The following is a 15,719-nucleotide window of genomic DNA, read 5'->3' on the forward strand; positions in this document are numbered from 1 at the left end:
GCTGCCTCGTCGGATCCACCGGAAGCACACCCCGCCGTCCCGCCGGACCGACGTGACGGCCGAATCCCCAGGGAGAACAGCATGGACGCCCGACTCGACTTCCACGGCAACCCGGTCGCGGCCAAATTCGTGAAGTACCTCGCCTCGGCGGGCCGGACGCTCGTGGACTCGCCGCTGCCGAGGACGACACAGGAGCTGGTGGGACTGCGCGCGAGCCAGATCAACGGCTGCGGCGGCTGCGTCGACATACACACCAAGGAGGCGGCGCGTGCCGGGGAGACCACCACGCGCCTCAATCTGGTCGCGGCCTGGCGGGAGGCCACGGTGTTCACCGAGGCCGAGCGCGCCGCGCTGGAACTGGTGGAACAGGGCACCCGCATCGCCGACGCGGCCGGTGGCGTCAGCGACGACGCCTGGGCGAACGCCGCCAAGCACTACGACGAGGACCAGCTGGCCGCCCTGGTGTCGACGATCTGCCTCATCAACGCGTTCAACCGCGTCAACGTGATCACCCGGCAGCCCGCCGGGGGCTACCAGCCCGGCCAGTTCGGCTGATCGCGACCTTCTCGACAGCGATGGTGCCGGCTGGGCCCGGTCTTTCGTGCCCAGCCGGCACCGGGAAGGAATCCGATGGTGAAACTACGCGTAATGACCTTGAACGTCTGGAACCTCCGGGGTGCCGCCGCCGCGCGGACCGCGCTGATCAACGCCGGACTGCGGCGGCTCGAGCCGGATCTCCTCGCGCTGCAGGAGGTCCTGCCGGACCAGCTGCCCGGCCTGCTCGACGGGACCGGCCTGCGGGGAACCCACCAGTCGCGGACGGCCGCGACGGCCCCGCCCCACGCCGACCGGTACGGCGGGACCGCCATCGCGACGCGGTGGCCGCACCGCGTGGTCGAAACCCTCGACCTGCGCGGGGCCGGCGCACCCGATGTCCCGTGGCTCACGCTCGCGGCCCTGGTCCCGCTGCCCGGCCTCGGTGAGGTGCTCTTCATCGGCACCACGGCTTCGTTCCGGCTCGAAGCGGAAGCCCAGCGGGAACGTCAGGTGCTGGCACTGACCGATCTGGACGCCCGGCACCGCACTCCCCTGCCCACGATCATGGCCGGCGACTTCAACGCCGAGCCCGAGGCGGCCAGTATCCGGTACCTGACCGGCAGGCAGTCACTTTCCGGGCGCGGCACGCATTTCCACGACGTGTGGGAGATCGCCGGTGCCGGGCCGGGGTACACTTGGTCCGCCGAGAATCCCCAGGCGGCCGAGGACATCGAGCTCCTGGTTCGGCAACCCGGCCACCGGCGCCGGATCGACTACGTCTTCGTCGGCTCGCCGCACGCCCACCCGAACGCCTTCGCCCGGGTCCGTGCCGCCGAGCTCGCCTTCGACGAACCCGTCGACGGCGTGTGGGCGAGCGATCACTACGGCGTGGTCGCCGACCTGGAATTCGGGATCACGCGGCCAGCTCCCCCACCGTGATCTCGGCGCGCGCACGCTGGGTGTACAGCTCCCAGTAGCGCTCGGCCAGTTCGGCCGGTTCCACGCGTTCGGGCTCGAAACCGTGCCTGGCCTCCACGTGGCTGTCGAACAGCACCTGCGCGTCACTGCCCTGGACGAGCTTGCCGATGGTCAGGGCACCGGCGTACACCCCCTCCGGGGCGAGCACGGTGTGCAGGTTGTGGATGTAGTTGCGCAGGCCGGCCTGGCCCGATCCGGGCGCGGCGAGCGGCGGCGCGGGCGTCTTCGCGGACAGGCCGAGTCCGTAGAGCAGCGCGCCGTCGCCCTTCGCCCGCAGGCCCGGCAGGATCAGCCGGGTCAGCGAGACCGGCGCGAGGACGGTGCCCCGCAGTACCTCCCGGATCGCCTCGACGTCCAAGTCAAGGACGGGGCGGATCGCCTCGTAGGACAGGAAACCGTTGATCACCGCGACGTCGACGGCGCCGAACCGCGCGGTGATCGCGTCGACCACGCGCCCGTGCGTTTCGAGGTCCCCGAGGTCCGCGGTGAAGGCCGCCGCCTCGATGCCCTCCCCCGCCAGCTCCTCCGCGAACGCCCGCACCCGGTCGCCGGACCGCGCGACCAGCGCCACGCGGAACCCCTCGCGACCGAACCGGCGCGCCGTCGCGAACCCCGCGCCCGGCCCCGCTCCGAAAATCGCCATCGTCTTCATCCGTGTCTCCTCGCCGAAGATAACTTGAGGACTTCCTCAAGTTCGCACTGTAGCCAAAGATGAGGGTGCCTTCAACTTAGGTACACTGGGACCGTGAGCATCGAACAGCGCCCGTTGCGCCGGGACGCCCGGCGCAACCGCGAGGCGCTGGTCACGGCGGCCCGCGAGATCTTCGGCGCCAGGGGACTCGACGCTCCGCTGGAGGAGATCGCCCGGCGCGCCGGTGTCGCGATCGGCACGCTGTACAACCGCTTCCCCACCCGCGACGCCCTCATCGACGCCGCCTTCCTGCCCACGCTGCACGCGTCGCTCGCGCGCACCGAGGAGGCACTGGCCCTCGACGATCCCTGGGAGGGTTTCGTGCGGTTCCTGGAGGCGTCGATCACGCTCCAGGTCGCCGACCGCGGTTTCACCGAGGTGTGCGCGCGCACCTTCGACGCCGCTTCCGAGATCGAGAAGGCCAAGCGGGCGATCGGGGAACGGATGGAGCGGCTCATCGCCGGCGCCCAGGAATCCGGCGGGCTGCGGGCGGACTTCCGGCTCGCCGACCTTGGCATGGTGTTCGCGGCGACCACCGGGGCCCCGCACTGGCGCCGGAACCTTGGCCTGGTGCTCGACGGCCTCCGCGCCGACGCGGCCCATCCGCTCCCAGCGGACTGACCATCGAGTCCGTGAATGCCACATTGAGGGACTCAGAGTCCCTCAATGTGGCATTCACGGACCTTCGAAAGTCGCTACGAATTCCCGGTCAGTTCCGCCGCCCGCCGCAGATCGTCCCCCGCCTCGGCGAGTTCGTCCCCGGTGAGCGCCGTCGATCCCGCGCGGGCGAGAAGTTCCTTTGCCAGCAAGGGATCTCCGAGCCGGTGCGCGACATCGGCGCGCAGGATCAGCAGGCGGACGAGCTGAACCGGCGTCGGCCGCTCGGCGGTCAGTCCCAGCGCACGGTCGAGGATCTTCGCCGCACCTGGAAGGGCCTCTTTGGAATCGACGAACAGAGCCGCCAGGTGCAGCGCCTTCGCGAAGGTTTCCTTCGGCGGCGGCTGATGCTCGTGGCTGCCGCCGGTCGACTGTCCTATCCGGATACTGTTCCCGCCGGGATCGGTCATCAGGAATTGCCGCAGCCCGTAGGACATGTCCTTCAGCGGCCCGATCCGCGGAATGCCCCGCAGCGGGATCTTCCCGTAGAAAGCCTTGAGCCCGCTGCGAAAAGTCTCGTATAGCGTGTCCACGTCGTCGGTCAGCACATAGCAGCCCTGCAGTGATTCGGCGGGGTCGTAGTCCTTCATCCCGAAGAACTGCAGCTCGATGTCACCGCGTTCGACGATGAGATAGGGATAGGGCGACTTCTGCAGCATCGTCACCGCGAAACCGAGTGCGGTGTAGAAATCGGCGACCGGCTGGACCGCCCGGCAGGTCAGGGTGGGAATCGTTTTCTCGGCCATGTCACCCAAGCTAGCCACGCCCGCCGCCCATACGCCTATGGGAAATTTGCGCCGCGCCGCTTCAGGTCATGCGTTCGCCGACGAAACGCAGCACGTCGGGCATGATCTCTCGCCAGTAGCCGTCACCGTGCGTACCGGGCGAGATCTTCCCGCCCGCCGGCTGGACGGCCTTGATGAGCCTGCGCCCCGCGGTCACGAACGGATCCGAGCTCCCGCACCACACCCCGGTGCGGGCACCGGCCAGGTCGTCGGTGTGCAGCAGCGGCTCGTTGTCCTCCCACTGCCGCTGGTCGGCGAAGACCTTGCGCGAGCGGGCATCCGGCCAGCTGAGGAACAACGCGGCGCTGCACACCGCGACGGCGGCGAGGTCGTGGTGATCGCGCGCGTACCGCAGCGCGCCGAAGCCCCCCATCGAGATCCCCAGCGCCGCCGACACCGGACGCAGCCCGTGCCGGGCGATCCACTCCGGCAGTTCCTCGGACAGCATCCGCTGGGGATCGTCGCCGCCACCGAGGTTCACCCAGTAGTTGTCCCCGTCCACCGCCGCGACCGCGAACGGCCGGGCGCCCTCCTTGACGAGGCGGTTCAGCGCCTCGGGCAGGCCCAGTTCCAGGAAGGTGCGCGCGCTCGCGCCCCGGCCGTGCAAGGCCAGGCACACCGGCAGCCCGGTGGCCGGGACGCCCTCCGGGGTCACGAGCACGAGATCGACGTCCTTGCCGCGGGCCTTCGAGCGCACGCGTTCGACGGTCACCGGGCTGGTCAGTGGTGCCGGGCCCGCCGGCGCCGAAGACGCGGGCGGGCCCACCACCGGTGTCGAACCCGAGGAACACCCCGCGGCGAGCAATGTCGCGGCACCGCCGAGCAGCAGACCGCGGCGGGAGAGCCCGGAAATACGGTCAGGCCCGGTGTTCTCCCTCGGCGAACTCGTCATCGTCGACCTCTTCCCGAGGCGCCTTGTACGGGTCGACGTCCCCGGCGTGCCGCGCCCCCGTCGCCCGCCGAGCCACCTCCGCGTCCGCTTCGCGGGCCTTCTCCAACAGGTCCTCGATGCGCTTCGCGTCCTCGGGAATGCTATCGGCCACGAAGGTGAGCGTGGGCGTGTATCGGACACCCGTGCCCTGGCCCACCTTCGAGCGCAGCACGCCCCGGGCGGACTCCAGCGCCGCCGCGGCACCGGCGAGATCCGGCTTCGCGTCGATGGTTTCGCCCAGCACCGTGTAGTACACGGTGGCGTCGTGCAGGTCGGCGGTGATCTTCGTGTCGGTGATGGTCACCGAGTTCAGCCGCGGGTCCTTGACGTCGTGTTCGATCGCGGACGCCACGATCTGCGAGATCCGCTTGGCGAGCTTGCGCGCCCGAGCCGGATCGGCCATGTCTTTCTCCTTGCAGAACTTCTGTGCTAGTCGTCCGGTCCGAGCAGCCTGCGGTGCGCGGAGAGCAGTTCGAACTCCGGCCTGCCCGCCAGGTAGCGCTCGCACGAGTCGAGCACGTCACGCACGTGCTCACCCTCGGCGGCGACCACGGCCACTCCGATCAGGGCCCTCCGGTGCAGGTCGAGGTGACCGGCCTCGGCCACCGAAACCGAGAAGCGCCTGCGCACCTCGGCGACCACCGGCCGGACCACGGATCGCTTCTGCTTCAGCGAATGGACATCGCCGAGCAGGATGTCGAGCTCAAGAGCTCCGACGAACATAGGCATAGGGGTGATGTCGTAGGAATTGTTCTGTTGTACAGCCCCGAGGTGTGCGAGGAAGTCCTCGCACACCTCGGGGCTCACGCACTACTACGCACGCGGCTTTTCGCGCTGCTCGTAGGTCTCGATCTGGTCGTCGACCTTGATGTCGCTGTACGAGCCCAGCGTCAGACCACACTCGTACCCGTCGCGGACCTCGACCACGTCGTCCTTGAACCGCCGCAGCGAGCTGATCGGCAGGTTCTCCGCCACGACGGTGCCGTCGCGGAGCAGACGGGCCCTGGCGTTGCGCCGGATCTCGCCCGAGGTGACCAGGCAACCGGCGATCGTGCCGATCTTCGAGGACTTGAAGACCTCGCGGACCTCCGCCCGGCCGAGCTCGACCTCCTCGTACTCCGGCTTGAGCATGCCCTTGAGAGCCTGCTCGATCTCGTCGATCGCCTGGTAGATGACCGTGTAGTACCGGACGTCGACACCCTCGCGGGCAGCCCGCTCGGTCGCCTTGCCCTGCGCGCGGACGTTGAACCCGAGGACGATCGCGTCGGACGCGGTCGCCAGGTCGATGTCCGACTCGGTCACGCCACCGACACCGCGGTGCACCACGTTCAGCTCAACGTCGTCGCCGACGTCCAGCTGGAGCAGCGAGGCTTCCAGCGCCTCGACGGTACCCGAGTTGTCACCCTTGATGATCAGGTTGAGGCTGTTCGTCTCCTTCAGGGCGGAGTCGAGGTCCTCGAGGCTGACCCGCTTGCGGCGCGACGCGTTGAGCGCGTTCCGCGTGCGGGCCGACCGCCGCTCGGCGATCTGCCGCGCGACCCGGTCCTCGTCGACCACCAGGAAGGTGTCGCCCGCGCCGGGCACCGAGGTGAACCCGATGACCTGGACCGGACGCGAGGGCAGCGCCTCGGTGACGTCCACGTTGTGCTCGTCGACCATCCGGCGCACGCGGCCGTAGGCGTCACCCGCCACGACCGAGTCACCGACGCGCAGCGTGCCGCGCTGGACCAGGACGGTGGCCACCGGACCGCGGCCGCGGTCGAGGTGCGCCTCGATCGCGACACCCTGGGCCTCCATGTCCGGGTTGGCCCGGAGGTCCAGAGCGGCGTCGGCGGTCAGCAGGATCGCTTCCAGCAGGCCGTCGATGTTGATGTTCTGCCGCGCGGAGATCTCGACGAACATCGTGTCGCCGCCGTACTCCTCGGCGATCAGGCCGTACTCGGTGAGCTGCTGCCGGATCTTGTCCGGGTTCGCGCCCTCCTTGTCGATCTTGTTGATCGCCACCACGATCGGGGCCTTCGCGGCCTGCGCGTGGTTGATCGCCTCGACCGTCTGCGGCATGACACCGTCGTCGGCCGCCACCACGATCACCGCGATGTCGGTCGAGTTCGCACCACGGGCACGCATGGCGGTGAACGCCTCGTGACCCGGGGTGTCGATGAAGGTGATCAAGCGCGGGTTGCCCTCGAGCTCGGTCTCGATCTGGTAGGCGCCGATGTGCTGGGTGATGCCACCGGCTTCACTCTCGCGCACCTTCGTCTTCCGGATCGTGTCCAGCAGGCGGGTCTTACCGTGGTCGACGTGACCCATGATGGTCACGACCGGCGGCCGGACTCGCAGATCCTCTTCGCCACCCGCGTCGTCGCCGTAGGTGATGTCGAAGGTCTCCAGCAGCTCGCGGTCCTCCTCCTCGGGGGACACGACCTGGACGACGTAGTTCATCTCGCCGCCGAGCAGCTCGAGGATGTCGTCGGACACCGACTGCGTCGCGGTGACCATCTCGCCGAGGTGGAACAGCACCTGGACCAGGGAGGCCGGGTTCGCGTCGATCTTCTCCGCGAAATCGGTCAGCGAGGCACCACGCGGCAGCCGGATCGTCTCGCCCTGGCCCTTGGGCAGGCGGACGCCGCCGACGCTGGGCGCCTGCATGTTGTCCATGTACTCCTGGCGCTTCTGCCGCTTCGACTTGCGGCCCTTGCGCGAGGGACCACCCGGACGCCCGAAGGCACCCGCGGTACCGCCACGGCCACCGGGGCCACCACGGCCACCGCCGCCACGGAAACCGCCGCCACCGGCCGGGGCACCGCCACCGGGGCCACCGCCACCGGGACGGAAACCACCGCCGCCACCGCCGCCACCGGGACCGCCGCGGTAACCACCGCCGCCGCCACCGCCACCGGGACGGAAACCACCGCCGCCGCCACCGGGACGACCGCCGCCACCGGGACCGCCACGGGCGCCGCCGCCCGGGCCACCACGGCCGCCACCGGGACCACCGGCCGGACGGGCCGGGCGGCCCGGCATCATGCCGGGGTTCGGGCGCGGGGGCATGTTGCCGGGGCTCGGCCGGTTGCCGCCGGCGCCACCACCGGGACGCGGTGCCGGCCGGTCGCCGCCACCACCGGAACCGCCGCCGGGACGCGGCGCGCGGTCACCGGAGGGACCCGGCCGGGGGCCGGACGGGCGCGGTGCGGGCGAGCCGGAACCGACGCCGAACGGGTTGTTGCCGACCCGCGGCGCGCGCGGACCCGGCTTGGGGCCACCGGGCTTGGGGCCCTGCGGCTTGGGCGGGACGACCGTGCCGGACGACTGCGGAGCCGACGGCGCGGGAGTGTCCTGCTTGGGCGCGGCAGGCGCCGCGGGCGCTGCGGCCTGCCCACCGGCAGCGGCCGGGGCCTGCTGCTGCGGCTGCTGTTGCGGAGCCGGGCGCGGGCCGGGCCGCGGGCCCGGACGGGCACCGCCCGGCTTCGGCGCGGGGGCCTGCTGCTGCTGTTTGGCCGCCGGTGCCTGCGGAGCGGGCGCGGCGGGCTTCGGCGGCGCGGGGGTCGCGCCGTTGGCCGAGGGCGGCGTGGGACGCGCCGGCGGGCCGGGGGTCGGCACGGGCTTCTTGCCCGCGCTCTTCGGGGAATACGCGTCCCGCAACCGGCGGGCGACCGGCGCCTCGACCGTGGAGGACGCGGACTTCACGAACTCGCCCTGCTCCTTCAGCTTGGCGAGAACTTCTTTGCTGGTGATACCGAGCTCCTTGGCGAGCTCATGGACACGGGCCTTGCCTGGCACAGCTCTCCTCATCTAGGGGAGGCCAGGCGGTGACCCGCTGACCTCGTCCTTATCGTCGCGCGTTCATGGCTTCAGCTTCACGGCTGACTCATGACGGGTCGACCTGCTTCCTTCATTCCGTGCGGCCCCGGGGATGTCCCGGTGCCGTTTCGCTCGGTGCGCCACCCGCGACGTGATCGCGGACCGCTTGGGCGTCGAGCGCCCCAGGATCGCGTAACGCCCTGGGGAAAGCTCGCCGCCGCTCGGCCTTGGTCAGGCACTCCGGCCCGGGATGCAGCCACGCTCCCCGGCCCGGCAGGCGCCGACGTTCGTCGACGGCCAACCGCCCGTCCACCACAACCACTCGGAACAGCTCACCGATCAAGGCCCGCTGCCGACAGCCCACACAGGTCCGCACCGGAGAATCCCGGTGCGTCTGGTGCTCGGCTGCCCGCCGCGGACTTCGAACCACTCCTGAGTCTAGCGCTTCGACCTTCACTCAGCCGAACCGGTTGTCGCGGCGGGCCGCGAGTGGTCGGCGTGGTCTTGGTCACCCGGCTCGTCCGGGGCCGCGTCGCTGCGGATGTCGATCCGCCATCCGGTCAGCCGAGCGGCCAGCCGGGCGTTCTGCCCCTCCTTGCCGATGGCCAGCGACAGCTGGAAGTCGGGGACCACGACGCGGGCGGCCTTCGCCCGCTCGTCCACGACCTTCACCGAGACAACCTTCGCCGGGGACAGCGCATTCCCGACGAAGGTGGCCGGATCGTCCGAGTAGTCGATGATGTCGATCTTCTCGCCGGCCAGCTCGCTCATCACGTTGCGCACCCGCGCGCCCACCGGGCCGATACAGGCGCCCTTGGCGTTGACGCCCGACACGGTGGACTTGACCGCGATCTTCGTCCGGTGCCCCGGTTCCCGCGCCACCGCGGCGATCTCGACGGTGCCGTCGGCGATCTCCGGGACCTCCAGCGCGAACAGCTTGCGCACCAGGTTCGGGTGCGAGCGGGACAGGGTGATCTGCGGGCCGCGGTTGCCGCGCGAAACCACCAGCACGTACGCCTTGATGCGGCTGCCGTGTTCGTAGGGCTCCCCCGGTACCTGCTCCCCTGAGGGCAGCACGCCCTCGGTGTCGCCCACTTGGACCACGACCATGCCACGCGCGTTGGCGCGGGCGTCGCGCTGCACGACACCGGCGATGATCTCGCCCTCCTTGGCGGAGAACTCGCCGAAGGTCTTCTCGTGCTCGGCGTCGCGCAGGCGCTGCAGGATGACCTGGCGCGCGGTGGTCGCGGCGATCCGGCCGAAGCCCTCGGGCGTGTCGTCCCACTCCTCGTCGACCTGGCCGTCGGGGGTGAGGGTGTGCGCGAGGACGCGGACCAGACCGGTCTTGCGGTCGATGTCGATCCTGGCGTGCGGCTGGTGGCCCTCGGTGTGCTTGTACGCGGTCAGCAGCGCGGTCTCGATGGCCTCGATGACCGTTTCGAACGGGATGTCCTTGTCCCGTTCGATGGCGCGCAGCGCGGCGATGTCGACGTTCACTTGTGCCCCTCCTCAGGTGCGGTCGGGGCGGGTTCGCCGCCGGTGGCACGGACCATGCCGGACGCGTCCTCCTCCAACAGTTTCAGCTCTTCGGCCGGTGGTTGCTTGAATTCGATCTCGACCACGGCCTTGGCCACCGAGGCGTACCCGACGTCGGTGAGCTCGCCGCCGACCAGCAGCCGCGCGGCCCGCTCGCCGGCGTGGCCGACCCGGCCGACGAACGCCTCGCCCTCGTGCGGGGTGACGCGCACCAGGCGGAACCGGGCGCGGCGCCAGTGCCGGGGCAGGGTGAGCGGCCGGTCCAGACCGGGCGAAGTGACCTCGAGGGTGTAGGCACTGGCCAGCACGTGATCGTTCTCGTCGAGCACCGCCGACACGGCACGGCTGACCTCGGCGACCTCGTCCAGCCCGACACCGTCGTCGGAGTCGACGACGACCTTGACCAGCCGGCGGCGGCCGGCCTGTTGCACCTCGAGCGCGTCGAGGTCGAAACCCGCGGCGCTGACGGCTTCGGCCACTATCGGCTCCAGCCGGCTGGCGAGTTCGTTGGGCACGTGGAGCACTCCTGTTCGGCCGGGTGACGGGTGGGCTGGTCGCGACTGTGGTCGGTGAGGGACAAGCTTATCTGGTGCCGCCCTCCGCACGCGCGAGCGGCGGTGTCGTGGGCGGGCCTGGCAGGATGGGCCCACGTGACCGCAAGATCGATCGAGTTCAGCCGCCGTGCCGTCCTGCGAGCGGGGGCGGTGGCCGCGCTGGCCGCGCCGCTGGCCGCCTGTTCCGGAGGCAACGACGAGAGCCCCGATCCGCTGGCCCCGCTGCTGGCCGCCGCCGAGGCGGACGCCGCCGCCGCGCGGGCGCTCGGCGCGGACGCGGTCGCCGGTCAGGTCGCCGAAGCCCGCGCGGCGCACGCCGCGGCGCTCAAGTCCGAAGTGGACCGCCTGAACCGGCCGCCGGCCACGCCGTCCCCCGCGCCCGCCCCGCCGAGCGGCGTCGACGGGTTCCGGGAGCGGCTGGTGACCGCGCGCAAGCAGGCCGAAGACCTCGTCGGCACCCTGCCGCGCTACCGGGCAGGCCTGGCCGCCTCGATCGCGGCGGGCTGCGCGGCGCTCCAGCGCGCCGCCCCCGCGCTGGGGCCGGGCGAGGACGCCCCTGCTCCGGCCGCGCCCGCCGCGCCGCCCACGCAGGAGGTGGTCGGCCCGCTCCAGCGCGCGCTGGCCGCCGAGCACGCGGCGGTCTGGGTGTACGGCCTGGTCAGCGCCTACCTCCCGGCCGAGTTCGGCGTGGCGGAGAAGAGCGGGATGGCCGAGCACGCCAAGCGGCGCGACCTGTGCCAGCAGGTGATCGCCTCCACGGGGACGGCGCCGGTGGCCCCGGAACCCGCGTACGTGCCACCGAAACCGGTCACCGACAGCGGCTCGGCCGCCGCGGTCATCGCGACGGCGGAGTCGGACGCGACGGCGGCGTGGCTCGACGTCCTCACCCACACCGACGACACGGCCCTGCGCCGCACGGCACTCGCCGCGATGGTCGCGGCGTCGCGCCGGTGCACCCCGTGGCGGGCCGAGTCGGGCGAAAAACCCACCGCCGTCGCCCTGCCGGGCCAGGCCCAGTCCCGCTAGAACACGTACCCGGGGAGTCGGCTCGCGTACCCAGGAGGTCGGCTCGCGTACCTGGCGGGTCGGATGGTGAGCCGACCCTCCGGGTACGCGAGCCGACGTTTCCGGTACGGGGCTACTTGCGGATTTCGGCGGCCAGGCGGACGGCGTCGGTCGCGATGCGCTTGAGCAGCGGGGCGTCCTTGTGCTGGGCGAAGAAGTCGGCGAGCACGATGGTCACCTCGGTGCCCTCGGCCTTCGAGGCGAACGCGGCCTTCTCCGCGCTCACCCGGGGCGCGCCCGGCGCCTTGTAGGTGCCGTCCTTCACCAGATCGGTGACGTTGCCGGTGCCGTCCTTCTCGGTCAGCGCCTTGAGCCGGGCGGCCGAGGCGGCGTCCGGCATGGTCACCAGCGCCACCGAAACCAGCGCCTTCGCGCCACCGGTCTCGGTCGTGAACAGGGCACGCGACAGGGACACGCACGGCGTCTCCTGGAACAGCTTCTGCGTCTGGTTGTAGGACTTCGCCACGCAGTCGGTCGACTTGATCGGCCCTTCGGCGATGGCGAAGGCGAACTCACCGGCGTTCGCGGGTGGCTGCGCGACCGGCTCCGGCTTGTCCTCGTGCCGGATCAGGAACCAGAGCAGGCCGGACACGACGGCGATCGCGACCAGTCCGGCGCCCTTGAGCAGCAAGGCGCGCGTGTCCCGCGCCGGCGCGGGCGGCGGCCCCGGAGGACGGGCGCCGACCGCGCCCAGCGGGGCGGTGTCCGAGGGTCCGGGGGTAAACGGGGCTCCAACCACGGGCACATACGGTAGTTCACCGCCCCGGCGAGGTTCACTCGAAGGCGCTAAGTACGCGTTCGACGTCGTCAGCGGTGTTGTAAAGGTGGAACCCGACCCGGACCCGGCCGTCCCGCACGCCGGACACCACGCCCGCGGCGGCCATCCGCGCGGGATCGGCCGCCAGCGACACGATCGCGGAGTCCCGCGCGGGCAGGCCCAGCGCGCCGAGCAGCGCCTTCGCCAGGCCGACGTTGTGCGCGCGGACCTCGGCGAGGTCGAGCGAACCCAGGTAGTCCAGCGCCACCGCGGCGCCGACATGGGCGAGCCACACCGGCGACAGGTCGAACCCGCGCGCGTCCCCGGCCAGGCGCAGCGGCAGGCCGTAGATGCTGTTCCAGCGGTCGTCGCCGCCCGCGAACCAGTTCGCGGCGGCCGGGCGGGTGCGTCCGTGGGCGCGCGGGTGCACCGCCATCCAGGCCGCGCCGCGCGGGGAGAGCAGCCATTTGTACCCGGCGGCGAGCACCCAGTCGGCCCACGCGGTCTCCAGCGGGAGCCAGCCCGCGGCCTGGGTGACGTCGAGCAGCACGGCGGCACCGGACGCCTCGGCCGCGGCACGCAGGCCGGTGAGGTCGGCGACGCTCCCGTCGATCGACTGGACGAGGCTGACCGCGACCAGATCGTGGCCCTCGACACGGTCGGCCAGCCGCTCCGGCGGGACCTCGGTCACCGTGACGCCGCGGTCGGCGTGCGCGGCGAACGGGAAGGTGACGCTGGTGAAGTCGCCCTCGGCGACGAGCACCCGCGCGCCGTCGGCCAGCCCGGCGGCCACGTTCCCGACCAGCTGGGACGCCGACGCGCCGATCGTGACCCGGTCCGCCGGGACACCGGCCAGCCGCGCGAAACCGGCGCGGGAGCGGTCGACGATCGCGTCGAAGTCGTTCGGCCGGGTCTCGCCGCGGCGCCACTTCTCGACGACCTCGGCGACGGCGTCGGCGACCGCGGCGGACGGGACACCGATGCTGGGCGTGTTGAGATATCCGGGCGGGACGGCGAATTCGGCTCCGAAGGCGTGCATGCCCCGACCCTATGCAGCCGTCCCGGCCGGATTCATCTCGTTTACCCGACCAGCGCCGCGACCTCGGCGAAGGTCAGCGGGTTCGCCGGGAGCTCGCCGCCGTCCCGCACCGCGCGCACGGTTTCCAGCGCCGACACCAGCGCCACGCGGTACGGCAGCGAGCCGACACTCACCCGCGCGACCCCGAGCTCCGCCAGCCCGGCGAGGGTGACCGCGCCGGGGACGAACAGCACGTTCACCGGGACCCTCGCCGCGGCGACCACCCGCTCGACCTCGGCCGGGACCGCGAGCCCCGGGACGAACACGCCGTCCGCGCCGGCGTCCGCGTAGGCCCGTACCCGTTCGGCCGCCGTCGCCGCCGAGTGATCGCCGCCCAAGTGGGTGTCGGTGCGCGCGTTGAGGAACAGCCCCGGCACGCGGTCCTTCACCGCGCTGATCAGCGCGGTCTGGGTGCCGACCTCGGCCATCCGCCCGTCCGCGACCCGCCAGTCCTCCAGGTTCACCCCGGCGACGCCGAGCCCGGCGAGTTCCTCGGCCAGCTCGGCCACCGCGCCGGGATCGGTGGCGAACCCCTCCCCGATGTCGACCGTGAGCAGGACGTCCAGCCGGGCCAGACCGCGCGCGAGGGCGACGGTCGCGGCCCGCCCCGAGGGCACGCTGTCCGGCTCGCCCGCCGCCGCGGCCGCGCCGAGGCTGGTCGTCGCGATCGCCGGAAACCCTTGCTGGGCAAGGAGAGCGCCGAAGGCGAAGTCCCAGGTGTTCGGCAGCAGCAGCGGGGAGCCGGGGACATGCAGGTCACGGAACGCGGTGAAGGAGCTCATGCGGTCAAATCTAGGCCCGCGACCGTTCGGCGGCGGCCGAAGCTTCGGGCGAGGCGAGGAACGGCGTCAGGATGCCGGGTACCGCGGTCTCGGCGAACTCCAGCGCCTCGTCCGGGGCCGCGTCGTAGACCGAGTACGCCCCGGCTCCCGCCGCCGTCGTCGCGGTCAGTGTCGCGAGTCCCTTGCGCCGCTGGAAGATCGACTGCTTCACGACGAGGCCGATCACGCCGTCCCGCTCCAGCGCGACGGTGCTGCGCCGGACTGCGCCGCTGCGCGCCACGAGGTAGCGGCCGGTGATGCCGTGCCCGAGGTTGCGGTAGGCCTCGAACGCGAGCGCCACGGCCACCGGGAACGCGACCACGGCGAGCGCCGCGCCGATGATCAGCAGGACGTCGGTGAGCAGCAGGCCGAGCACCACGAGCACGAGTACCGGCAGCGCGGCCCCGACCAGCGCCCACCGCAGCCGCCGTCCCCGCGCCGCGATCGGATGCGACCGCAGCCGCACGGCTTCGGTGGGCGACACCGGTTCCCGCAGCACCAGCGCCGCGACGCGCTGGGCCTGTCCGAGCGGCGCCGCGGGCTGCAGCGTGTGGTAGTCGGTCTTGCCGTCGTCGTTCTTCTGCCGCATGCCCGTCGCGACGGCGTCCACCCGCGCGGCGCCGGCGAGCCGGTTGCCGAGCGGCTCGACGAGGTCGATCCCGCGCAACCGCCGCTCCTCCACGGTGATCGAGCGCGTGGTCAGCAGCCCGCGGCGCACCCGGAGCGTGCCGCCGGGCTCGCGTTCCAGCCGGTAGTTCCACCACATCTCGACGAACAGCACGAGCGCGCCCACGACACCGATCACGAGCGCGGCCGCGAGCAGGACGAGGATCGTGACCACGAGCGGGAACTCACGGAACCGCTCGTAGGCCCAGTGGATGACGCCCTTCTGCGCGCCGAACCAGTCGGCGACCTTGAACAGCGCGCCGAACGCGGCGAGCCCCAGTGTCGGCGCGAGGAAGGACAGCGGCGCGTACCGCAGCCACTGCCAGTTCAGCGTGGCCAGCACGTGGTCGTCCGTGACCGCCTCGGCGGCGGCCTCCTTTTCCTTGCGGTGCAACAGTTCCGTGCGCAGCCGCTCGGCGTCGGCCCGGGCGAGCGGATCGAGCTTGATCCGGGAGCGGCCGGACTCCTCGTGCTGCCCGGTGCCGATGGTGAGCACCGCGACGCCGAGCAGCCGGTGCAGCGGGTTCGCGGTGAGGTCGACGCTGCGGATCCGTTCGCGCGGCAGGGATTTCCGCGAGTGGAACACCAGGTTGAACGCCACTTCGAGGCGTTCGGGCGTGCAGCGGTACCGGGTCCCGCGCCAGCGCAGGTAGTCGCCGGCCACGACCACGCCGATGAGCAGGAGCGCCGCGGGCAGCACGAACGCCAGCGCCACCCACCATCCGGTGCCGCCGCCGATGACACCGATGGTGGTCGGGATCCCCGCGCCGAACGCGACCCCGGCCATGGTCAGCGCGCTGACGCCGAGGGTGCGCCGGTCGAGCCGGTGCCAACCGGCGGACTCAGGGCCGTCGAACCGCGT

At 72.0% G+C, this 15,719-nt stretch carries 17 protein-coding genes; 4 read left to right on the forward strand and 13 right to left on the reverse strand.

The window, feature by feature from the left end; all coding sequences use genetic code 11:
* The first annotated feature begins 81 nt into the window (after positions 1-81).
* A complete protein-coding gene (locus ABD987_RS43425; protein WP_345408681.1) occupies positions 82-555 on the forward strand; it encodes a carboxymuconolactone decarboxylase family protein in 474 nt (157 codons plus the stop codon).
* Between the two features lie 93 nt (positions 556-648).
* Positions 649-1,476: an endonuclease/exonuclease/phosphatase family protein gene (locus tag ABD987_RS43430; protein ID WP_345408683.1), complete on the forward strand. Its 828-nt coding sequence runs from the start codon at positions 649-651 to the stop codon at positions 1,474-1,476.
* Here ABD987_RS43430 and ABD987_RS43435 read toward each other — a convergent pair.
* Positions 1,451-2,158, reverse strand: a complete 708-nt coding sequence (locus ABD987_RS43435) for an SDR family NAD(P)-dependent oxidoreductase (RefSeq protein WP_345408685.1) — start codon at positions 2,156-2,158, stop codon at positions 1,451-1,453. The genes ABD987_RS43430 and ABD987_RS43435 overlap by 26 nt on opposite strands.
* A gap of 102 nt (positions 2,159-2,260) precedes the next feature.
* Here ABD987_RS43435 and ABD987_RS43440 point away from each other — a divergent pair, with 102 nt between their 5' ends.
* Positions 2,261-2,827 carry a TetR/AcrR family transcriptional regulator gene (locus ABD987_RS43440; protein ID WP_345408687.1) on the forward strand — a complete coding sequence of 189 codons (567 nt, stop codon included), beginning with the start codon at positions 2,261-2,263 and terminating at the stop codon, positions 2,825-2,827.
* 74 nt (positions 2,828-2,901) lie between these two features.
* On the opposite strand, the gene ABD987_RS43445 is transcribed toward ABD987_RS43440, so the two are convergent.
* The 8 genes from ABD987_RS43445 to rimP all read right to left on the reverse strand — a co-directional run bounded on the left by ABD987_RS43445 (position 2,902) and on the right by rimP (position 10,431).
* Positions 2,902-3,609 (reverse strand): bleomycin resistance protein, encoded by a 708-nt coding sequence (locus tag ABD987_RS43445; protein WP_345408689.1) that lies wholly within the window; start codon positions 3,607-3,609, stop codon positions 2,902-2,904.
* 61 nt (positions 3,610-3,670) lie between these two features.
* Positions 3,671-4,540, reverse strand: a complete 870-nt coding sequence (locus ABD987_RS43450) for an alpha/beta hydrolase (RefSeq protein WP_345408691.1) — start codon at positions 4,538-4,540, stop codon at positions 3,671-3,673.
* Complete coding sequence (rbfA, locus tag ABD987_RS43455) at positions 4,506-4,982, reverse strand: 30S ribosome-binding factor RbfA (protein WP_345408693.1); 477 nt, start codon at positions 4,980-4,982, stop codon at positions 4,506-4,508. Before rbfA ends, ABD987_RS43450 begins: the two co-directional genes overlap by 35 nt.
* A 26-nt stretch (positions 4,983-5,008) precedes the next feature.
* Positions 5,009-5,302, reverse strand: a complete 294-nt coding sequence (locus ABD987_RS43460; protein WP_345408755.1) for a DUF503 domain-containing protein — start codon at positions 5,300-5,302, stop codon at positions 5,009-5,011.
* A gap of 90 nt (positions 5,303-5,392) precedes the next feature.
* Positions 5,393-8,359 (reverse strand): translation initiation factor IF-2, encoded by a 2,967-nt coding sequence (infB, locus tag ABD987_RS43465; RefSeq protein WP_345408695.1) that lies wholly within the window; start codon positions 8,357-8,359, stop codon positions 5,393-5,395.
* 112 nt (positions 8,360-8,471) lie between these two features.
* A complete protein-coding gene (locus tag ABD987_RS43470) occupies positions 8,472-8,837 on the reverse strand; it encodes a YlxR family protein (RefSeq protein WP_425551103.1) in 366 nt (121 codons plus the stop codon).
* Positions 8,834-9,877, reverse strand: coding sequence for a transcription termination factor NusA (gene nusA / locus ABD987_RS43475; protein ID WP_345408699.1), 1,044 nt, complete (start codon positions 9,875-9,877; stop codon positions 8,834-8,836). Before nusA ends, ABD987_RS43470 begins: the two co-directional genes overlap by 4 nt.
* A complete protein-coding gene (gene rimP, locus ABD987_RS43480; RefSeq protein WP_345408701.1) occupies positions 9,874-10,431 on the reverse strand; it encodes a ribosome maturation factor RimP in 558 nt (185 codons plus the stop codon). The genes nusA and rimP overlap by 4 nt, the downstream gene beginning before the upstream one ends.
* A gap of 135 nt (positions 10,432-10,566) precedes the next feature.
* On the opposite strand from rimP, the gene ABD987_RS43485 reads away from it, so the two are divergent.
* Complete coding sequence (locus tag ABD987_RS43485; RefSeq protein WP_345408703.1) at positions 10,567-11,496, forward strand: ferritin-like domain-containing protein; 930 nt, start codon at positions 10,567-10,569, stop codon at positions 11,494-11,496.
* Between the two features lie 112 nt (positions 11,497-11,608).
* Here ABD987_RS43485 and ABD987_RS43490 read toward each other — a convergent pair whose 3' ends face one another.
* The 4 genes from ABD987_RS43490 to ABD987_RS43505 are packed head-to-tail and all read right to left on the reverse strand — an operon-like array spanning position 11,609 to position 15,644.
* A complete protein-coding gene (locus ABD987_RS43490) occupies positions 11,609-12,274 on the reverse strand; it encodes a hypothetical protein (protein WP_345408705.1) in 666 nt (221 codons plus the stop codon).
* 34 nt (positions 12,275-12,308) lie between these two features.
* Positions 12,309-13,331: an aminotransferase class V-fold PLP-dependent enzyme gene (locus ABD987_RS43495; protein WP_345408707.1), complete on the reverse strand. Its 1,023-nt coding sequence runs from the start codon at positions 13,329-13,331 to the stop codon at positions 12,309-12,311.
* A 41-nt stretch (positions 13,332-13,372) separates the two neighbouring features.
* On the reverse strand, positions 13,373-14,152 hold the full coding sequence (locus ABD987_RS43500) for an isocitrate lyase/PEP mutase family protein (RefSeq protein ID WP_345408709.1): 780 nt from the start codon (positions 14,150-14,152) through the stop codon (positions 13,373-13,375).
* Between the two features lie 10 nt (positions 14,153-14,162).
* Positions 14,163-15,644 (reverse strand): PH domain-containing protein, encoded by a 1,482-nt coding sequence (locus ABD987_RS43505; RefSeq protein WP_345408757.1) that lies wholly within the window; start codon positions 15,642-15,644, stop codon positions 14,163-14,165.
* Positions 15,645-15,719: the final 75 nt, after the last annotated feature.

The organism is Amycolatopsis samaneae, assembly GCF_039541975.1.
In the GTDB taxonomy this organism is placed as follows: domain Bacteria; phylum Actinomycetota; class Actinomycetes; order Mycobacteriales; family Pseudonocardiaceae; genus Amycolatopsis; species Amycolatopsis samaneae.